Raw genomic sequence first — 17929 nt, 5'->3', positions numbered from 1 at the left:
GTGCAGACCCTGGCATACGGTTCCTGGCCCTCGCCCATCGGGGCGGCCCTCGCGGCCGCCCACGACGGGCACCCCGAGTACCTCGGGTTCGTCGGCGAGGAGGTCTGGTGGACCGAGCCCCGGCCCGCCGAGGGCGGCCGGCGCACCCTGGTGCGCCGGCGCGCGGACGGCACCGAGGAGTCCGTGCTGTCCGCGCCGTGGAACGTGCGCAGCCGCGTCATCGAGTACGGCGGGCATCCCTGGGCCGGGACCGTGCGCGACGGCGTACCGCTCGTGGTGTTCGTGAACTTCTCCGACCAGCGGCTCTACCGGTACGAGCCCGGCGGCGAGCCGCGCCCGCTCACCCCCGTCTCCCCGGTGGGCGACGGACTGCGCTGGGCGCAGCCGCAGCTGCGTCCCGAGCTCGGTGAGGTGTGGTGCGTCCTGGAGGAGTTCACCGGCGACGCGCCCACCGACGTCCGCCGGGTCCCGGTGGCCGTGCCGCTGGACGGCTCGGCCGCCGAGGACCGGGCCGCCGTGCGGGAGCTCACCGAGGCCCGGCAGCGGTTCGTCACCGGGCCACGGCTGTCCCCGGACGGGCGCAAGGCCGCCTGGCTGGCCTGGGACCACCCGCGGATGCCCTGGGACGGCACCGAGCTGGTCGTCGCGGACGTGACCGACGAGGGAACGTTCCGGCAGCCCCGTACGGTGGCCGGCGGTCCCGAGGAGTCCATCGCCCAGGCCGACTGGGCGGCGGACGGCCGGCTGCTGTACGCGAGCGACCGCGGCGGCTGGTGGAACCTCTACCGGGACGGCGAGCCGCTCTGCCCCCGCGAGGAGGAGTTCGGCGGCCCCCTGTGGAAACTCGGGCACTGCTGGTTCGCACCCCTGGAGAACGGCCTGGTCGCCGTGGTGCACGGCCGCGGCGCGACCGCGCTCGGCATACTGGACCCCGAGACCGGCGACGTCGTCGACGCGGCCGGCCCCTGGACCGAGTTCGCCCCCACCCTCGCGGTGCACGGCGAGCGGGTGGTGGCCGTCGGCGCCAGCCCGCGCAGCGCCTACGAGGTCGTCGAACTGGACACGCGGACCGGCCGGGCGCGGGTGATCGGCTGCGCACACCAGGACGCGGCGGACCCGACGCACTACCCCGAGCCGCTGATCCGCACCTTCACCGGCCCCGAGGGCCGTGAGATCCACGCGCACGTCTACCCGCCGCATCACCCCGGGTACACCGCGCCGACCGACGAGCTGCCCCCGTACGTCGTGTGGGCGCACGGCGGCCCCACCGGACACGCACCGCTGGTGCTGGACCTGGAGATCGCCTACTTCACCTCGCGCGGCATCGGGGTCGCCGAGGTCAACTACGGCGGCTCGACCGGGTACGGCCGCGAGTACCGCAACCGGCTGCGCGAGCAGTGGGGCGTCGTCGACGTCGAGGACTGCGCGGCCGTCGCCCTCGCCCTCGCCGAGGAGGGCACCGCCGACCGCGACCGGCTGGCCGTCCGCGGCGGCAGCGCCGGCGGCTGGACCACCGCGGCCTCCCTCGCCGCCACCGACGTCTACGCCTGCGGCACCATCAGCTATCCCATCCTCGACCTGGCCGGCTGGGCCACGGGGGAGACCCACGACTTCGAGTCGCACTACCTGGAGACCCTGGTCGGACCGCTCGCCGAGGTGCCGGCCCGGTACGCGCAGCGCTCCCCGGCCGAGCACGCCGACCGGATCACGGCGCCCTTCCTGCTGCTCCAGGGGCTGGACGACGTGATCTGCCCGCCCGCGCAGTGCGACCGCTTCCTGGAGCGGATGCGCGGCAGAGGAGTGCCGCACGCCTACATCGCCTTCGAGGGGGAGGGGCACGGATTCCGCCGGGCCGAGACCATGGTGCGTGCCCTGGAGGCCGAACTCGCCCTCTACTCGAAGGTGTTCGGACTGAATCCGCCGGACGCCCCGACCCTGGAGCTGGCCGGATGAAGCAACTCCTGCGCCCCGCCCGGCTCGCCCCCGGAGCCCGGGTGGCCGTCGTGGCGCCCAGCGGGCCCGTCGCCGAGGAACGGCTCCAGGCCGGGCTCGACGTACTGCGCGGCTTCGGCCTCGATCCGGTGGCCGCACCCCATGTGCTGGACCGGCACGGCGCGTTGGGCCACCTCGCGGGTACGGACGCGGACCGGGCCGCGGACCTCCAGGCCGCCTGGTGCGACCCGGCGGTCGACGCCGTGCTGTGCGCGCGCGGCGGCTACGGGGCCCAGCGGATGGTCGACCTGCTCGACTGGTCGGCGATGCGGGCGGCGGGGCCGAAGGTGTTCGTCGGCTTCAGCGACATCACCGTGCTGCACCAGGCCTTCGCCACCCGGCTGGGCCTGGTCACCCTGCACGGACCCGCCGCCGCGGGCGTGGACTTCCTCAAGCACGCACGGGCCCAGGAGCACCTGCGGGACACGCTGTTCGCGCCCGAGAAGGTCCGCACCCTCACCTCCGGCGGCGGCGCGCTCGCCCCCGGCCGGGCGCGCGGTGTCACGCTCGGCGGCTGTCTGAGCATGCTCGTCTCCGACCTCGGCACCCCGCACGCCCGCCCGGACGCCCGGGGTGGGCTGCTGATGCTGGAGGACGTCGGCGAGCAGCCGTACCGCATCGACCGGATGCTGACCCAACTCCTGCGCACCGGCTGGCTCGACGGCGTCACCGGCGTCGCGCTGGGCTCCTGGGCCGGCTGCGGTCCCTACGACGCGGTGCGCGCCGTCCTCGCCGACCGCCTCGGCGGCCTGGGAGTCCCCGTCGTCGAGGAACTCGGATTCGGGCACGGCGAAGGGGCGCTGACCGTTCCCTTCGGCATGAGCGGTGAACTGGACGCGGACGCCGGCACGTTGACCCTCGACGAGCCGGCGCTGCGCTGAGCCGGGCGGGCCCCGGCGGGGTGCCGTCGTCGTAGAGTGGCGGGATGCCGCACACCGCATCCCGCTACCTCGCCGAGGGCCCCCGCGTGGGCATACGTCACTTCGGTCACGAGGACGGCCCCGAGTTCGTCGCCAGGGCCCGGGAGAGCAAGGACCTGCACCACCCGTGGCTGTTCCCGCCGGACACCGCCGACGGGTACACCGCCTACGCGGGCCGGCTGATCGAGGACCGGACGAAGGCCGGGTTCCTGGTCTGCGACAAGGACGACGGCGGGGCCGTCGCCGGGTTCGTCAACATCAACAACATCGTCGAGGGCGCCTTCCTCAGCGGTGTCGTCGGCTACGGCGCCTTCGCGCACGCCGCCGGGCGCGGGCTGATGCGCGAGGGGCTGGACCTCGTGGTCGGACATGCCTTCGGGACGATGCGGCTGCACCGGCTGGAGGTCAACGCGCAGCCCGCCAACACCGCCTCGATCGCCCTCGCCCGCAGTTGCGGTTTCCGGCTCGAGGGCTTCTCGCCGAAGATGCTCTTCATCGACGGCGCCTGGCGGGACCACGAACGCTGGGCGATCACCGCCGAGACGAGGGCTTCCGGTTGACCTTCATCGTGTCGAGGTCCGTCACCGTCGACTTCAGCGCGCCGAAACCGTAGCCCGCCTCCCGCAGCGTGCGCTCCGCGCGGTCCTCGGCGATCGCGCCCGCCATCTCCTCGCCGTCCGCCGCGTCCGACACCACGACGTAGCGCATCGAGAAGTGCTTCAGCGGCGACGGCTCGTACGACAGCGAACCCTCCTCGCAGAACCGCATGCTGGTCATTCCGTGCTCGGAGGCCTCGGCGAGCAGCCGGGCACGCGCCTCTTCGGTGAGCCCGTCCCAGGTGCCCCGGACGATCACCCGGTAGGTGTGCTGCTCGCTCATGCGCTGTTCCGTTCCTCGTGCGGTTTCCCCGGACCCGACTCTATGTCGGCGGGGCCGGACCGCACGCGGAATATCTCCCCGGCCCGGACCCGGCCCGGACCCGGCCCGCTCCCGGCCCGGCTCCGGCCCGCCTTTGCGCAATCCTGACCGGCAGCTCCCCTGGTCAGGGCCCCGGTTGCCGGGTTCCATGGCGATCGTGACGACGATCCGACGCGACGTAGTGACACTGCCCGCCGCCCTGCCGGGCCCCGACAACCCGCTGCCCCCGCTGCGCCCGCTCGACGAGGTCCACCGCATCGACGAGCGGGACCGGGAGAACCTCCCGGCCGACATGGCCCGCCAGATCGGCCACGCGCCGCTGCACAGCCTGCTGCCCGTGCCCGTGCGGGACGGTTACGGACGGGCCCGCGAACCGCTGCGGACCGACGCCCTGATCCTCGAGAACGACCGGCTGCGCGCCACGGTGCTGCCCGCCCTCGGCGGCCGGATCGCCTCGCTCCTGCACAAGCCCACGGGCCGCGAACTCCTCTACCGCAACCCGGTGTTGCAGCCCGCCAACTTCGCTCTCAACGGCGCCTGGTACTCCGGCGGCATCGAGTGGAACATCGGCGCCACCGGCCACACCACCCTGTCCTGCTCACCCCTGCACGCCGCCCGCGTCCCCGCCCCGGACGGCGGGGAGATGCTCCGGCTGTGGGAGTGGGAGCGGCTGCGCGACCTGCCCTTCCAGATCGACCTGTGGCTGCCGGAGGGCTCCGACTTCCTCCACGTCGGCGTCCGCGTCCGCAATCCCCACGAGCACCCCGTGCCCACCTACTGGTGGTCCAACATCGCCGTGCCCGAGGAACGCCGGGTCCTCGCCCCCGCGACCGAGGCCTATCACTTCGGCTACGAGCGCCGACTGCGCCGGGTGCCGGTTCCCGCGTACGACGGCACCGACCGTACGTACCCGCTGAACAGCACCTTCGCCGCCGACTACTTCTACGACGTGCCCGACGGACGGCGGCGCTGGATCGCCGCGCTCGACGGCGACGGGCACGGACTGGTGCAGACGTCCACGGACGGGCTGCGCGGCCGCAAGCTGTTCGTCTGGGGGGCGGGGCCCGGCGGACGGCGCTGGCAGGAGTGGCTCACCGAACCGGGGACGGGCGGCTACTGCGAGATACAGGCCGGGCTGGCCCGCACCCAGCTCGAGCACGTGTCCCTGGCGGCGGAGAGCGAGGTGTCCTGGCTCGAGGCGTACGGGCCGCTGAGCGCACCGCCCGAGGGCGAGTGGGACACGGTGCTGGGCGGGGTGGAGCAACGGCTCGAAGCGGTCCTTCCGCGGGCCGCCGTCGACGCCGCCCACGCGTCCTGGAAGGCGCACGCCGACACCGAGCCCGACGAGATCCTCGCCACGGGGTCCGGCTGGGGCGCGCTCGAAGTGCTGCGCGCCGGCCGCAAACTGCCCGGCACCCCCTTCGGCGAGCACACCCTCGGCGACGAGCAGGCACCCTGGCGGGAGCTGCTGCGCACCGGGTCCTTCCCCGAGCCGCGCCGGGTCCGGCCGCCGGGCGCGACCCTCGTCGCCCCGCACTGGCGGGACATGCTGGAGACCGCGCCCGCGACCCCGCTCACCGAGTACCACCTGGGCGTCGCCCAGTGGCACGCCGGTGACCGGGCGCAGGCCGTACGCAGCTGGGAGCGGGCCCTGGAACTCGCGCCCTCGCTCTGGCCGTCGCTGCGCTGCCTCGCCGTCGCGGACCGGGAGAGCGGCAACCACGAACGGGCCGCCGACCGGTACGCGGAGGCCTTCGACGACCTGTGCAGGGAGCGGCGCGACAGCGGCGAGGCGTGGACGGCGGCCATGGCCGCGCTCGGCCGCGAGGCGGTCGGCGCGCTGCTCGCCGCACGGCGGCCGGCCGGGGCGCGGGCGGTGTGGGAGCGACTGCTTTCCGAGACCCGCGAGCGCGGCAGGTTCCGGCTGCTGGAGGCCGAGATCCTGTGCGCGGAGGGCCGCCGCGAGGAGGCGCGAGCGGTCTTCGACGCGGGCTTCGAGGTCGCCGACCTGCGGGAGGGCGACGAGACACTGGGCCGGCTGTGGGCCGGGGTGAGTGACGCGCCGCTTCCGGCGCGCTACGACTTCCGGATGCGGCCGTCCGCACCCTGAGCGGTCGTCGCTCCCCGTGACCCGGCGGGGGCCCGTGTCGGCCGCGCGAGGGTGTGGAGCTGCTGCTGCTTGACCGTGCACGAGTGCGTTTTCGTGAGCATGGGTGAGCGGCTGGCGGTGGGTGCCGGTGGGTGGGAACGGGGGTTTGCCGGTCGAATGCGTGACCTTTTCGGGTGGGGTTCGTTGGGCGGGGTGACCGGGCTGGTGTGGTGCTGAGTGGGGGTGGGTGGGGTGCGGGAGGTGGCGGCGTCGTTCGTGGTGCCCGGTCCTGCCGGGGTGGCGGTCCGGACCCGGCTGCGAGTATCGGAGGCGGACGCGGCGGTGCTGACCGAGGTCGGGGTGTTCCTCGGCTCGCTGGCCGCCGGTGATCTCGCGGCGCGTGTCCGGCAGGGCCTGGGGCATGATGCAGCCGCATGGGCGGTGCGCAAGCGGGAGCTGACCGGCGCCTCGTCCGCCAGGTGGGCGGGCAGTATCACCAAGGCCACGCATGACCAGTGGGCGTTGTCCCGGCGCGGGCAGGCGGCCGAGCTGGGGTGGCTGCGGGGGCAGATCGCGTCGATCGAAGCGCGGCTGGCCCGGCCGCTGGGGGCCAAGGCGGACCGGCGGGCTGGGCTGGCTCGCGGCTACGCCTCCCGGGCGGAGTGGCATGCCAAGTCCCGCCGCCTGCACGCACTCCAGGACCGGCTGACGGCAGTGGAGGCGGACCGGGCGGCCGGCCGGGTGCGCGTGGTGCGCGGTGGCAGGCGCCTGGCTCATCTGCGCCATCACCTCGATCAGGCCGGGCTGGGCGAGGAGGCGTGGCGGGGGCGGTGGCGGGCGGCGCGGATGTTCCTGGCCGCGGACGGGGAGTCGGGCAAACGCTTCGGCAACGAGACCATCCGCGTCACCGACACCGGACGGCTGCTCCTCAAGCTCCCGGCCGCGCTGGTCCGTCTGGCCAACGCACCGCACGGCCGCTACCTCCTGGATGCGGCCGTCACCTTCACCCACCGCGGCCGCGAATGGCTGGACCGGATCACCACCGACCGGGCGGTCGCCTACCGCATCCACCACGACACGGTGCGGGGCCGCTGGTATGTGACCGCCTCCTGGCAACACACCCCCGCCCCCGTCCTGCCGCTGGAGGCGGCGCTGGCACAAGGTGTGGTGGGTGTCGACATGAACGACGACCACCTGGCCGCCTGGCGCCTGGACATCCACGGCAACCCGGTCGGCGAGCCCCGGCGCTTCTTCTACGACCTGTCCGGTACCACCGCGCACCGCGACGCCCAGATCCGGCACGCGCTGACCCGCCTGCTGCACCACACCCGCGCTACCGGCGCGGGTGCGATCGCGATCGAGGACCTGGACTTCACCGGTAGCACCAGCCGGGAGCAGCACGGCCGCAACAAACGCTTCCGTCGGTTGATCTCCCGCTTCCCCACCGCGAAACTCCGGGCGAGGCTGGTGTCGATGGCCGCCGAGCAGGATATTGCGGTGGTGGCGGTGGATCCGGCCTACACCTCCCGGTGGGGTGCCCAGCACTGGCAAAAACCCCTGACCGGCAGTAGCCGTAAGGTTTCCCGGCACGATGCCGCGAGCATCGCGATCGGGCGACGCGCCCTCGGACATCCGATCCGGCGTCGGACGGCACCGCCCCCACACGACCGGAGCGATCGTGCGGGGCATCGGACCGCCCAGGCCAGACCGGAGGCCCGAAGGCGTGAGGCGCTGTTCATCAGCGGCCTCCGGCCGCGGGCCGCCCCCGCCTTCCCGGACCACGCACCGGATGCGTGCCGCCCGGCAGCGGAGCGAAAGCGGGCGACCAGCGTGCCCAACACCGTTCGGGGCACACGGCCGAGCAACCACAGTCCTGGCAACAGGACTCACTCCCGCTCAGTCCTTAGAAATGGTTTGGGCGTGGCACACATGGCCACACGGGTATGAGGTCGACGAGGCTCCTCGTCGGGCCGGACCGTGCGGACGGTCCAACCCGGCCGGAGCCGGACCTAGCCCCAGAAGGAGGCACCATGGCCGGACCGCGGTACGTGTACGCCGTCTGCCGTCCCTTTCGCGCGGCCCTCCAGGCCCAGCTCACCGGGGTGGCGGGCGCGCCCGTCGGCCTGCTCGGCCATCACGGCCTGATCGCGGTCGTCTCCACCGTGCCCGAGCGGGACTTCGCCGAGGAACCGTTGCACGCGCATCTGGCGGACCCGCAGTGGCGGGGCGCCACCGTCCGTGCCCATCGGGGTGTGGTCGACGCGCTGACCGCCGTCACCACACCGCTGCCGCTGCGCCCGGCGACCGTCTGCCCCGACGACAGCGCCCTGCGGCTCATGCTGGAGACGCACGGCGCCGCGTTCACGCGCGCCCTCGACCGGCTGGACGGACGGGTCGAGTGGAGCGTCAACGTGTATACCGAGACGCAGCCGACCAGGATGTCCGAGGAAGCCGAACGATTCGTGACCCGGCTGCACGGCCTGCTTTCCCGGTACGCCGACGAGTCGTGTTTCCGCGATCCGCAGGACTCCACGTTCTCCGGCGCGGCAGGGCGCGCGGGGCACACCGTACTGAATGCGTCCTATCTGGTGGCGCGGACGGATTCCGAGCAATTCGTGGAACTGGTGGACCGGCTGAAGGGCGATGCTCCCGGACTTCGGGTCGAACTGACCGGCCCCTGGGCAGCCTATTCGTTCACCCGAGAGGACGAGGGGACCGAGAAGGACAAGGAGTGCGCCGGGGCGGAGGAGTTCGCGGGGGCGGAAAGGACGAAGCGGACATGGGTCTCGTAGCCCCGGACGGCCCCGGACAGCCCCGGCCCGGGTGGACCCGAATAGGGGCGGACCGCGGCCCGAGGCCCTGTGCAGGGCCTCGGGCCGTTCGGTCCACCGTCTCGCCCGTGTCACCGGGAGCGAGAGCGGGAATGCCGCCGGAGGCGGGAATCTCCGGTATCTCCGGTATCCCCTATTCCGTTTCGCGGGCTCTTTACCCACGTCGGGGCATTCACCACCTGTACCAGCGGCCCCGGCCACCGGCCGCGCTCGTGCCGCGGAACAGGAAACCGAGAAGCCAGATCACGAGTACCGCGACCGCGACCCACCAGAGCAGCTTCACCGCGAAGCCGGCGCCGAAGAGAAGAAGTACCAGCAGCAGGACGAGAAGAATGGGAACCATAATGTGAACCTCCTTCTCGCCGTGTTTCCCGGAAAGCGGGATTCAGGCATCCTTGCGGCAGAGAATTTCTCCGTGCAGCACGCTGAACCAGCCGTCCTCCTGCTCGCCCCACTCCCGCCAGGCGTCCGAGACGGCCCGCAGCTGCTCGGCGGACGCGTGACCGCCCTCGGTGGCCCGCCGCGCGTACGCCGAGGCGACGGTCCGGTCCGCCCACAGGCCGCTCCACCACGCACGCTCCTCGGGCGTGGCGAAGGTCCAGGTGCCGGACGTGGCGGTGATCTGCGTGATCCCCGCCGCCAGCGCCCATGACTTCAGCCGGCGCCCGGCGTCCGGTTCCCCGCCGTTGGCCCGCGCCACCCGCAGGTAGAGGTCCTGCCAGTCGTCCATCCCCGCGGACTGCGGGTACCAGGTCATCGCCGAGTAGTCCGAGTCGCGGACCGCGATGAACCCGCCCGGCTTCGTCACCCGCTTCATCTCGCGCAGCGCCTGCACCGGATCGCCGACGTGCTGGAGCACCTGGTGGGCGTGGACCACGCAGAACGTGTCGTCCGGGTAGTCCAGGGCGTGCACGTCGGCCACGGCGAAGTCGGTGTTGGCCAGCCCCCGCCCGGCGGCCGTGGCCCGCGCCTGCTCCAGGATCTCCGGCGCGTGGTCGACGCCGGTGACGTGTCCGTCCGGGACCAGTTCCGCCAGGTCGGCGGTGATGGTCCCCGGTCCGCAGCCGATGTCCAGGATCTTCATGTGGGGCTTCAGCGAGCCGAGCAGGTACGCGGCCGAGTTGGCGGCCGTGCGCCAGGTGTGCGAGCGCAGTACGGACTCGTGGTGCCCGTGGGTGTAGACGGCGGTCTCCCGTGTTTCCGGCATGGCTGTGCCCCTCTTCGTCGGCTCCGCGTACCCGCCCCCCGGGTTCTCGGCCCGGCGGGGCGATGTCCGTCACCGTACGCGCCTCAACCGCATGGTGAGACCGGCGTTTTGACATATGGACTGACGCAGTGTCAGAAGTGTTGGGCGGTCGGCCGGTCGGCGACCTCGGGTCGATGCGCTCAGGTGTGCTTCGCCGCCAGAGCCCGTACGGCGAAGGCCGCCCCCGTGCCCAGCGTCGCGCCCACCAGCACATCGCTCGGGAAGTGCACGCCGGTGTACACCCGGGACATGGCCACCGAGAACGCCACCGGAGCCACCACCGCGCCCCACCCCTGAGACTCCAGGGCGACCCCGGTCGCGAAGGCCGCCGCCGAGGCGGAGTGCCCCGACGGGAACGACGTGGTGATCGGCTGCCGTTTCAGCTGCCGGACCTGCGGTACGGGGTCGAGAACCGGTCGCGGCCTGCGCACCGACCGCTTGCCCAGGGTGTTGATCGTCAGCGAGGCCAGGCTGAGCGAGGCGAGCCCCAGTACGGCCGCCCGGCGGGCCCGCGGCGTACGGCTCGCCGCCATGACGGCGGCCGTGGCGAACCACAGCACGCCGTGGTTGGCGCTCCGGCTCAGCCGCGGCAGCACGGGCTCGGCGCCGGGCCAGTGGCGTTCGGCGGCGAACTCGAACAGGCGCCCGTCGAGGGCGAGCAGCCGGTCGCGCAGGGCGTGGTGCCCCGGCTTCAGGACGGTGAGGTCGACATCTGGGCTCATGCAGGGATGAGTACCCTGAAGTGGTCGTTTCCTGCGCCGGTCCGCACCGCCGGTCCGCACCGCCGGAACCGCCGGATCGAACCGCCGGAACCGCCGGACACCGCGCCGGATCGAACCGCCGTCGAAGGGCCACCGTATGCGCCTGCTCCTCGTCCGCCACGCCGAGACCCCCGCGAACGTCGACTTCCTGCTGGACACCACGGTCCCCGGGCCGGGTCTGACCGCACTCGGCGAGCAGCAGGCCGCGCGACTGCCCGCGGCCCTCGCCGACGAGGACATCGAGGCCGTCTACGCCTCCACCCTGCTCCGCACCCAGCTCACCGCCGCCCCGCTGGCCGCCGCCCGCGGCCTCGGGGTGACCGTGCGCGATGGCATCAGGGAGGTCTCCGCGGGCGACCTGGAGCTGCTCCCCGGCGAATCGGATTTGGGCCTGGGCTACATGAGGACCGTGTTCGCGTGGGCGGCCGGCGACACCGGGCTGCGGATGCCGGGCGGCGAGAGCGGCGCCGAGGTCCTCGCCCGCTACGACGCCGTGGTCGCGGAGGCGGCGGACCGCGAGGCCGGGACGGTCGCCCTGGTCAGCCACGGCGCGGCGATCCGCCTGTGGACGGCCGCCCGCGCGGACAACGTCGATGTGCCCTTCGCCACCGCCCACCGCCTGGCGAACACCGGCGTGGTGATCCTGGAGGGCAGCCCGGCGGACGGCTGGAAGGCCCTCACCTGGGCCGGTGCGACGGTCGCCCCGACGGGCGAGGGCGGCCCGACGGGCCGGGCGCTGGAGGAGACCGGCTGAGCGCTCCCCGTCCAAGAGGTCGGATAAGCATTTGGCCGGTCGGGCGGGAGACCGCAGAATGCCTCTTCATGGGACATCTGGAAGCCGCGCACCTCGAGTACCACCTCCCCGACGGGAGGACGCTGCTCGGCGATGTGTCGTTCCGGGTGGGCGAAGGGGCCGTCGTGGCCCTCGTCGGGCCCAACGGCGCGGGCAAGACGACCCTGCTCCGGCTGATCTCCGGAGAGCTGAAGCCGCACGGCGGCACCGTCACCGTCAGCGGCGGCCTGGGCGTGATGCGCCAGTTCGTGGGCTCCGTACGCGACGAGACGACCGTACGGGACCTGCTCGTATCGGTGGCGCCGGCCGGCATCCGCGAGGCCGCGCAGGCCGTCGACCGGGCCGAGCACGCCATGATGGCCGTCGACGACGAGGCCGCCCAGCTCCAGTACGCGCAGGCGCTCTCGGACTGGGCCGAGGTGCGCGGGTACGAGTCGGAGACCATGTGGGACATGTGCACCACGGCCGCGCTGGGCGTGCCGTACGAGAAGGCGCAGTGGCGGCTGGTACGGACGCTGTCCGGCGGTGAGCAGAAGCGGCTGGTGCTGGAGGCGCTGCTGCGCGGCACCGAGGAGGTGCTGCTCCTCGACGAGCCGGACAACTATCTCGACGTGCCCGGCAAGCGCTGGCTGGAGGAGCGGCTGAAGGAGACCCGCAAGACCGTGCTGTTCGTCTCGCACGACCGGGAACTCCTCTCCCGCGCCGCCGAGAAGATCGTGTCCGTCGAGCCCGGTCCCGCCGGCGCCGACGCCTGGGTGCACGGCGGCGGTTTCGCCACCTACCACGAGGCCCGCCGCGAACGTTTCGCCCGCTTCGAGGAACTGCGCAGGCGCTGGGACGAGAAGCACGCCCAGCTCAAGAAGCTGGTGCTGAGCCTGCGTCAGGCCGCCTCCATCAGCCATGAGCTGGCCTCCCGCTACCAGGCCGCCCAGACCCGGCTGCGCAAGTTCGAGGAGGTCGGACCGCCGCCCGAGCCGCCGCGCGAGCAGGACATCACCATGCGGCTGAAGGGCGGACGCACCGGCGTGCGGGCCGTCACCTGCGAGGCGCTCGAACTGACCGGCCTGATGAAGCCCTTCGACCTGGAGGTCTTCTACGGCGAACGGGTCGCCGTCCTCGGCTCCAACGGCTCCGGCAAGTCGCACTTCCTGCGGCTCCTGGCCGGCGAGGACGTGGCGCACACCGGGACGTGGAGGCTCGGCGCGCGGGTCGTGCCCGGGCACTTCGCCCAGACGCACGCCCACCCCGAGCTCCAGGGCCGCACCCTGCTCGACATCCTGTGGAAGGAGCACGCCCAGGACCGCGGCGCCGCCATGTCCCGGCTGCGCCGTTACGAGCTGACGCAGCAGGCCGAACAGTGCTTCGAGCGGCTCTCCGGCGGCCAGCAGGCCCGCTTCCAGATCCTGCTGCTCGAGCTGGCGGGCGTCACCGCCCTGCTCCTGGACGAGCCCACCGACAACCTCGACCTGGAGTCCGCCGAGGCACTCCAGGAAGGCCTGGAAGCCTTCGAGGGAACCGTCCTGTCGGTCACGCACGACCGCTGGTTCGCCCGCTCCTTCGACCGCTACCTCGTCTTCGGCAGCGACGGCCGGGTACGGGAGACCCCCGAGCCGGTCTGGGACGAGCGCCGGGTGGAACGGGCCCGGTAGGCTCCCGGACCTGCGGGGCGAGGCGGACGGGGAGGCCCGAAGCCCGGTGGCCCTGGGCCCGGGGGCCCGGGGGCCGGAATGTTCGTACAGTGGATGCAGAGACGCCAGAGCCGTGTCGGTCGGGGTTCGCAGGGGCGGTCCCCGGCTGACGCGGCGCTTTCCACGGCTCCCTCCCGGACCGCCCGACGGATCGCCCACGGGCGGGACCGGACCGCAGGGACGGACACGACGAGCGGGGTAACCACCATGAGCGGAGTCGACCCGGCGCGACTGGACGACCAGCAGCTGATGAAGGAACTGGAGAACATCCACCGCACGCGCCACGACACCCTGCTGTACGGCTCCAACGACGCGCTGCGCACCCACAACCACCGCATGGCCCAGCTGGAGGGCGAGTACCTGCGGCGCAACCCCCGCCGCTTCGTCTCCCCGGCCAGGACCCGGGACGGCGCGCGGGTGCGGGCCGCCGCCGCGCCGGCGGGCCGGACACCGGTGGGCAAGTGGGGACCCGGGGCGGGACACGGCGGCGCCTGACACCGGCCTGCCCGTTTCGGCGCGGCCCTTCCGAGGACGGTGAGGCGGCGGCGACGGCTCGTTCACCCGGTCGGCGGCGGGCTGTCCCGCGAATGGTGTCCGGCCGCGCGCGGCCCCGTGCGGGGCGGGCTGTGATGGCTGTGGGGCACGACCGGAGTGCCCCGACAGCCGTCAGGCCTAAGGAGCCCTCCCCATGTGCCGCACCGCCCGTCTCCTGTCCGCCGTCGCCCTGGCCGGGGCCGCCGTCGTCAGTGCGGCTCCGGTCGCGTCCGCGGACCCGGCCGTGCAGGTCAGCCCCGAGGCGTCCCTGCCCGGGGGCAGTATCACCGTCTCGGTCGGCTGCGGCGCGCTGGGCGGATCCCCGCCCGAGAGCATCGACGCCACGTCCCGGGCGTTCGCCGGGGGTACGGTCAGGCTGCGCCGGGTCGCCGCGGCCGACGGTCTGACGGTGGCCCGGGCCACGTACCGGGGCACCGCCCGCATCGCCGCCGCCACGGACCTGGCGGCACCGGGCACGGGCACCGGGGTCTCCGGGTGGACCGTCGACGGCAGTTGCCCGGCGGCGGCCGACGGGCAGGGCATGGCGTGGAGCGCGAAGTTCACCGTGGGCGCCGGCGGTGGCAGTGCCGGTCCCGGTGGCAGGGCTGTCGGCGGGCTCGTCGGCAGCGGTGGCAACACCGACGCCGGACGCGGCAGCGGCCTCGGCTCCGCCGGTGACGCCGGGCGGGGCACCGGTACCGTTCCCGCGCCGGACACGGACATCAGGCCGGACTCGGGAACCGGCTCCGGACGTGACCCGGGTACTGCACCGGACCCGGCCGCCCGCCCGGGCACCGGCACCGTACCGGACACGGGCGCCGCACCGGACACCGGCACCGGCACCGTACCGGACACGGGCGCCGTACCGGACGCAGGTACCGCACCGGACCCGGCCATCAGGCCTGACACGGGCACCGCACCTGACACGAGCACGGCACCTGATACAGGCACCGCACCTGACACGGGCGCCGGTCCCGGACCGAAGGCCGGCGGCGACGGCGGTGGGAACGCCCGCGGGGACGGCGGCTGGAAGGGCGGAGGCGACAGCGGCGGGAGCGGGGGACAGGACGGCGGCCGGGACACCGGCCGGGACGGCGACCAGGCCTGCGGCGGGTCGCGTACCGGCGAGCACGCGGGCGGGGGCACGGACAAGGGCACGGACGGGCGCCCGGACGGGCGCCCGGACTCGTCGGCGGATCGGGGCGCGGACTCCGGCAAGCACCCGAAGGCACAGACGCACACCGCCGCGCGTACCGCCGTACACACCGCCGCGCGTGCCGAGCCCTGCGCGCAGGACGGGTTGCCGCACGGCGTGGAGGCCGGGGAGGGCGGCGCGTTCGCCGGGTCCGTCCCCGCGCTCGTCACCGGCGGCCTGCTGATCGCGGGCGCGCTCGGCGCCGCCGTGCACCGGCTGTGGCGACGTGAACCCGGCTGGGAGGGCTGAGCCCCCTCGCGGTGTCACGGGCAGGGTGACAGAAGCCCTCATTGTGACGCGACGGGCGGGGTACCCGTTGTCCCTGGGAGCCGTGTGAACACACGGCGGCACAGCGGTGGCACAGGGCACCAGGACTGCGCGGAGGTAGGCATGGGGCGCACGGACCCCGGGGGGCACGGTCCCGTCCGCTACGGGCCGTCCCTGCCCGACGACGGACTGCCGCTGCTCCCGGAACTGTCCGAGGTGCTCGCCGCCGCCGCGGGCCGGGCGGAGGCCGAACCCGTCGGCGGCGGTACGACGCTGCGGGACGCGGCCTGCGGATACTGGGCCCGGCGCGGCCTGACCGCCGTCCCCGGCCGGGTGACCGCGGCGCCGGGCGCCCCCGCGCTGCTGGTCGCGCTGACCGCCGCGCTCGGCGGCGACGTCCTGGTGCCGCGCCCCTGCGCCGCCTGGTGGGGCCCGTACGCGCGACTGCTGGGCAGACCCGTGTTCCATGTGGCGACCCCGGCCGAATGCGGCGGCGTACCGGATCCGTACGCCCTGCTGGAGACCGTCCGCAGGGTCCGCGCGGAAGGCGGCGATCCGCGGCTGCTGGTGCTGTCCGTCGCCGACGACCCGACCGCCACCGTCGCCCCGCCCGAGGCGCTGCACGAGGCCGTCGAGGCCGCCGCGGGCGAAGGGCTGCACCTGGTCAGCGACGAGACCTGGCGCGACACCGTGCACGACCCGCGCACCACGGTGCTGTTCAGCCCCGCCGAGATGCTGCCGGACCGGGTCACGGTGGTCGGCGACCTGGCCGGCGCGCTGCTGCCGCCCGGCTGGCCGGCCGCCGTGGCCCGGTTCGCCGACGGTCCCGACGGGGCCGACCTCCACGCGCGCGTGCTCGACGTGCTCACCGCGCTGGACGCCCGCGTCGCGGCGCCGGTCGCGGCGGCCGCCGAGTACGCCCTCGCCGAACCCGGTCCGGTCGCCGCGCGCGTGGCCGCCGCCGTGCGGACGCACGCGCGCCTGGCCGCCGCCGTGCACGGCGCCGTGGTCGCCGCGGGCGCGCTCGCCCGGCCGCCACGGGCGGGCCGGCACCTCTACGCCGACCTCGGCCCGCTGCGGACCGCGCTGGTCCCGCACGGCGTGGGTGACGCTCAGGACCTGGAGGACCACCTCTCCGCCCGGCTCGGGATGCCCGCGCCCGGCGGTCACCGCTTCGGTGACGACCTCGGCGCCCTGCGCGTCCGCCTGTCCACCGCGCCGCTCCTCGGCGCCACGGAACAGGAGCGCGCGCTCTGCGTCGGTTCACCCGCACCGTGGGAACTGCCCCATGTGCAACGCGCGTTGACCACCCTGAGGTCGGTCTTCGACGATCTCCGCGACGACGCTCAGCGACGGGAGCCTCCTCGATGACGCAGCAGTCCGAGTCGACCACCACACCGAGCACGCCCGCCCCACCGAGCACGCCTACCCCACCGAATACGCCCGCCCCACCGAGCGCGCCCGCCCCACCGAACACACCCACCCCACCGAAGGCGCCCACCCGTTCGAACCCGGCACGGGAATCCGGCCCCGCGGCCCGTACGCCCCCGCTCGCACCCCCGGGTCCGCCGCTCGCCGCCCCCCGGCCGCCGGGGGAGCGGCGGGAGTGGCCGCGCACCTTCCACGATCGCCTGACCGCCCCGCTGCCCGGTCTCAAGGCCCTGGCCCGCTTCGCCCGTGAGGGCTCCGTCCGACCCGGCAAGCAGGGCCTGGCCGACATCCCCCTGCTGCCCTGCGAACCCGGCCCGCTGCCCCGCGTGGACACCCGCACCGTCGCCGTCACCTGGGCGGGGCACGCCAGTTGGGTGCTGCGGGTCGGCGGGCTGACGGTCCTCACCGACCCGGTCTGGTCCCGTCGTATCCTCGGCACCCCGGCCCGCATCACCCCCGTCGGCGTCGCCTGGGACGCCCTGCCGCGGGTCGACGCCGTCGTCATCAGCCACAACCACTACGACCATCTGGACGCCCCGACGCTGCGCAGACTCCCGCGCGACACCCCGGTGTTCGTGCCCGCGGGGCTCGCGAGCTGGTTCCGGCGCCGCCGGTTCACCACCGTCACCGAGCTCGACTGGTGGGAGGCGGCCGAACTGGGCGGTGTCCGCTTCGACTTCGTGCCCGCCCACCACTGGTCCAAGCGCAGCCTCACCGACACCTGCCGCAGCCTGTGGGGCGGTTGGGTGCTCACCGACCCGGACGGACAGCGGGTCTACTTCGCGGGCGACACCGGCTACGGCCACTGGTTCGCCCACATCGGGCAGCGCTACCCGGGCATCGACCTCGCGCTGCTCCCCATCGGCGCGTACGACCCCCGCTGGTGGCTGAGCGACGTCCACTGCGATCCGGAGGAGGCGGTCAGGGCCGCCCAGGACGTCGGCGCGCGCCGGCTGGCCCCCATGCACTGGGCGACGTTCGTGCTGTCGGCGGAACCGGTCCTCGAACCGCTCACCCGGGTGCGCGTGGCCTGGGAAAAGGCGGGGCTGGCCCGCGACGACCTGTGGGACCTGCCTATTGGAGGCTCCCGGATCCTCCCCGGCCAGTACGACCAGTACGGCTGAGCGCGGCCCCGGAACCCTGCCCCGGCTCACGAACCCCACCGCGGCCGGGGCGCCCGAACCGCGGCGCGGGGCCTCGGCACCGGCCGTCCGCGGCGCGGTTCGGGCACCAGCCCGACCAGCGGCCCGGGGCCCGGGCGCCG

13 protein-coding genes and 3 pseudogenes are annotated in these 17929 nt (G+C 74.2%); 12 read left to right on the top strand and 4 right to left on the bottom strand.

The genetic code is table 11. The annotated features are described in order from the left end of the window. Genes ACWC24_RS29005 through ACWC24_RS28995 form a run of 3 tightly spaced genes read left to right on the top strand, consistent with a single transcriptional unit; the run spans position 1 to position 3472 of the window. Complete coding sequence (locus tag ACWC24_RS29005) at positions 1-1953, top strand: prolyl oligopeptidase family serine peptidase (protein ID WP_450665839.1); 1953 nt, start codon at positions 1-3, stop codon at positions 1951-1953. Next, positions 1950-2873 carry a S66 peptidase family protein gene (locus ACWC24_RS29000; RefSeq protein WP_450665838.1) on the top strand — a complete coding sequence of 308 codons (924 nt, stop codon included), beginning with the start codon at positions 1950-1952 and terminating at the stop codon, positions 2871-2873. Before ACWC24_RS29005 ends, ACWC24_RS29000 begins: the two co-directional genes overlap by 4 nt. Positions 2874-2917: 44 nt before the next feature. Further along, positions 2918-3472, top strand: a complete 555-nt coding sequence (locus ACWC24_RS28995; protein WP_450665837.1) for a GNAT family N-acetyltransferase — start codon at positions 2918-2920, stop codon at positions 3470-3472. Here ACWC24_RS28995 and ACWC24_RS28990 read toward each other — a convergent pair. Then, on the bottom strand, positions 3444-3791 hold the full coding sequence (locus ACWC24_RS28990) for a DUF6204 family protein (protein WP_450665836.1): 348 nt from the start codon (positions 3789-3791) through the stop codon (positions 3444-3446). The genes ACWC24_RS28995 and ACWC24_RS28990 overlap by 29 nt on opposite strands. A gap of 187 nt (positions 3792-3978) precedes the next feature. On the opposite strand from ACWC24_RS28990, the gene ACWC24_RS28985 reads away from it, so the two are divergent. From ACWC24_RS28985 to ACWC24_RS28975, 3 genes and pseudogenes are all read left to right on the top strand, one after another. Continuing rightward, entirely contained in the window at positions 3979-5940 is a 1962-nt protein-coding gene (locus ACWC24_RS28985; RefSeq protein WP_450665835.1) for a DUF5107 domain-containing protein, read from the top strand. A gap of 222 nt (positions 5941-6162) precedes the next feature. Continuing rightward, positions 6163-7826 (top strand): annotated as a pseudogene (locus ACWC24_RS28980) (IS200/IS605 family accessory protein TnpB-related protein). Between the two features lie 123 nt (positions 7827-7949). After that, positions 7950-8711 carry a GvpL/GvpF family gas vesicle protein gene (locus ACWC24_RS28975; protein WP_450665834.1) on the top strand — a complete coding sequence of 254 codons (762 nt, stop codon included), beginning with the start codon at positions 7950-7952 and terminating at the stop codon, positions 8709-8711. A gap of 211 nt (positions 8712-8922) precedes the next feature. Here the strand turns inward: ACWC24_RS28975 and ACWC24_RS28970 are convergent, their stop codons facing one another. The 3 genes and pseudogenes from ACWC24_RS28970 to ACWC24_RS28960 all read right to left on the bottom strand — a co-directional run. After that, positions 8923-9093 (bottom strand): hydrophobic protein, encoded by a 171-nt coding sequence (locus ACWC24_RS28970; protein WP_450665833.1) that lies wholly within the window; start codon positions 9091-9093, stop codon positions 8923-8925. A gap of 42 nt (positions 9094-9135) precedes the next feature. After that, the gene (locus tag ACWC24_RS28965) at positions 9136-9957 is read right to left on the bottom strand and encodes a class I SAM-dependent methyltransferase (protein WP_450665832.1); all 822 of its coding nucleotides are present in this window, start codon (positions 9955-9957) and stop codon (positions 9136-9138) included. Positions 9958-10154: 197 nt separating this feature from the next. Continuing rightward, positions 10155-10718, bottom strand: a pseudogene (locus ACWC24_RS28960) (phosphatase PAP2 family protein); the annotation flags it as partial. Between the two features lie 136 nt (positions 10719-10854). On the opposite strand from ACWC24_RS28960, the gene ACWC24_RS28955 reads away from it, so the two are divergent. From ACWC24_RS28955 to ACWC24_RS28930, 6 genes and pseudogenes are all read left to right on the top strand, one after another. Beyond that, complete coding sequence (locus ACWC24_RS28955; protein WP_450665831.1) at positions 10855-11511, top strand: histidine phosphatase family protein; 657 nt, start codon at positions 10855-10857, stop codon at positions 11509-11511. A 68-nt stretch (positions 11512-11579) separates the two neighbouring features. Then, complete coding sequence (locus tag ACWC24_RS28950) at positions 11580-13199, top strand: ABC-F family ATP-binding cassette domain-containing protein (protein WP_450665830.1); 1620 nt, start codon at positions 11580-11582, stop codon at positions 13197-13199. Between the two features lie 224 nt (positions 13200-13423). Next, positions 13424-13733, top strand: a pseudogene (locus ACWC24_RS28945) (DUF6158 family protein); the annotation flags it as partial. A gap of 193 nt (positions 13734-13926) precedes the next feature. Continuing rightward, complete coding sequence (locus ACWC24_RS28940; protein ID WP_450665829.1) at positions 13927-15216, top strand: hypothetical protein; 1290 nt, start codon at positions 13927-13929, stop codon at positions 15214-15216. Positions 15217-15357: 141 nt separating this feature from the next. Further along, a complete protein-coding gene (locus ACWC24_RS28935; RefSeq protein WP_450665828.1) occupies positions 15358-16605 on the top strand; it encodes an aminotransferase class I/II-fold pyridoxal phosphate-dependent enzyme in 1248 nt (415 codons plus the stop codon). After that, a complete protein-coding gene (locus ACWC24_RS28930) occupies positions 16602-17789 on the top strand; it encodes an MBL fold metallo-hydrolase (RefSeq protein ID WP_450665827.1) in 1188 nt (395 codons plus the stop codon). Before ACWC24_RS28935 ends, ACWC24_RS28930 begins: the two co-directional genes overlap by 4 nt. Positions 17790-17929: the final 140 nt, after the last annotated feature.

It is taken from the genome of Streptomyces sp. NPDC001443, assembly GCF_053597355.1.
The sequence above is the reverse complement of the archived record's forward strand: the minus strand, read 5'-3'. Positions and strand labels throughout refer to the sequence as shown.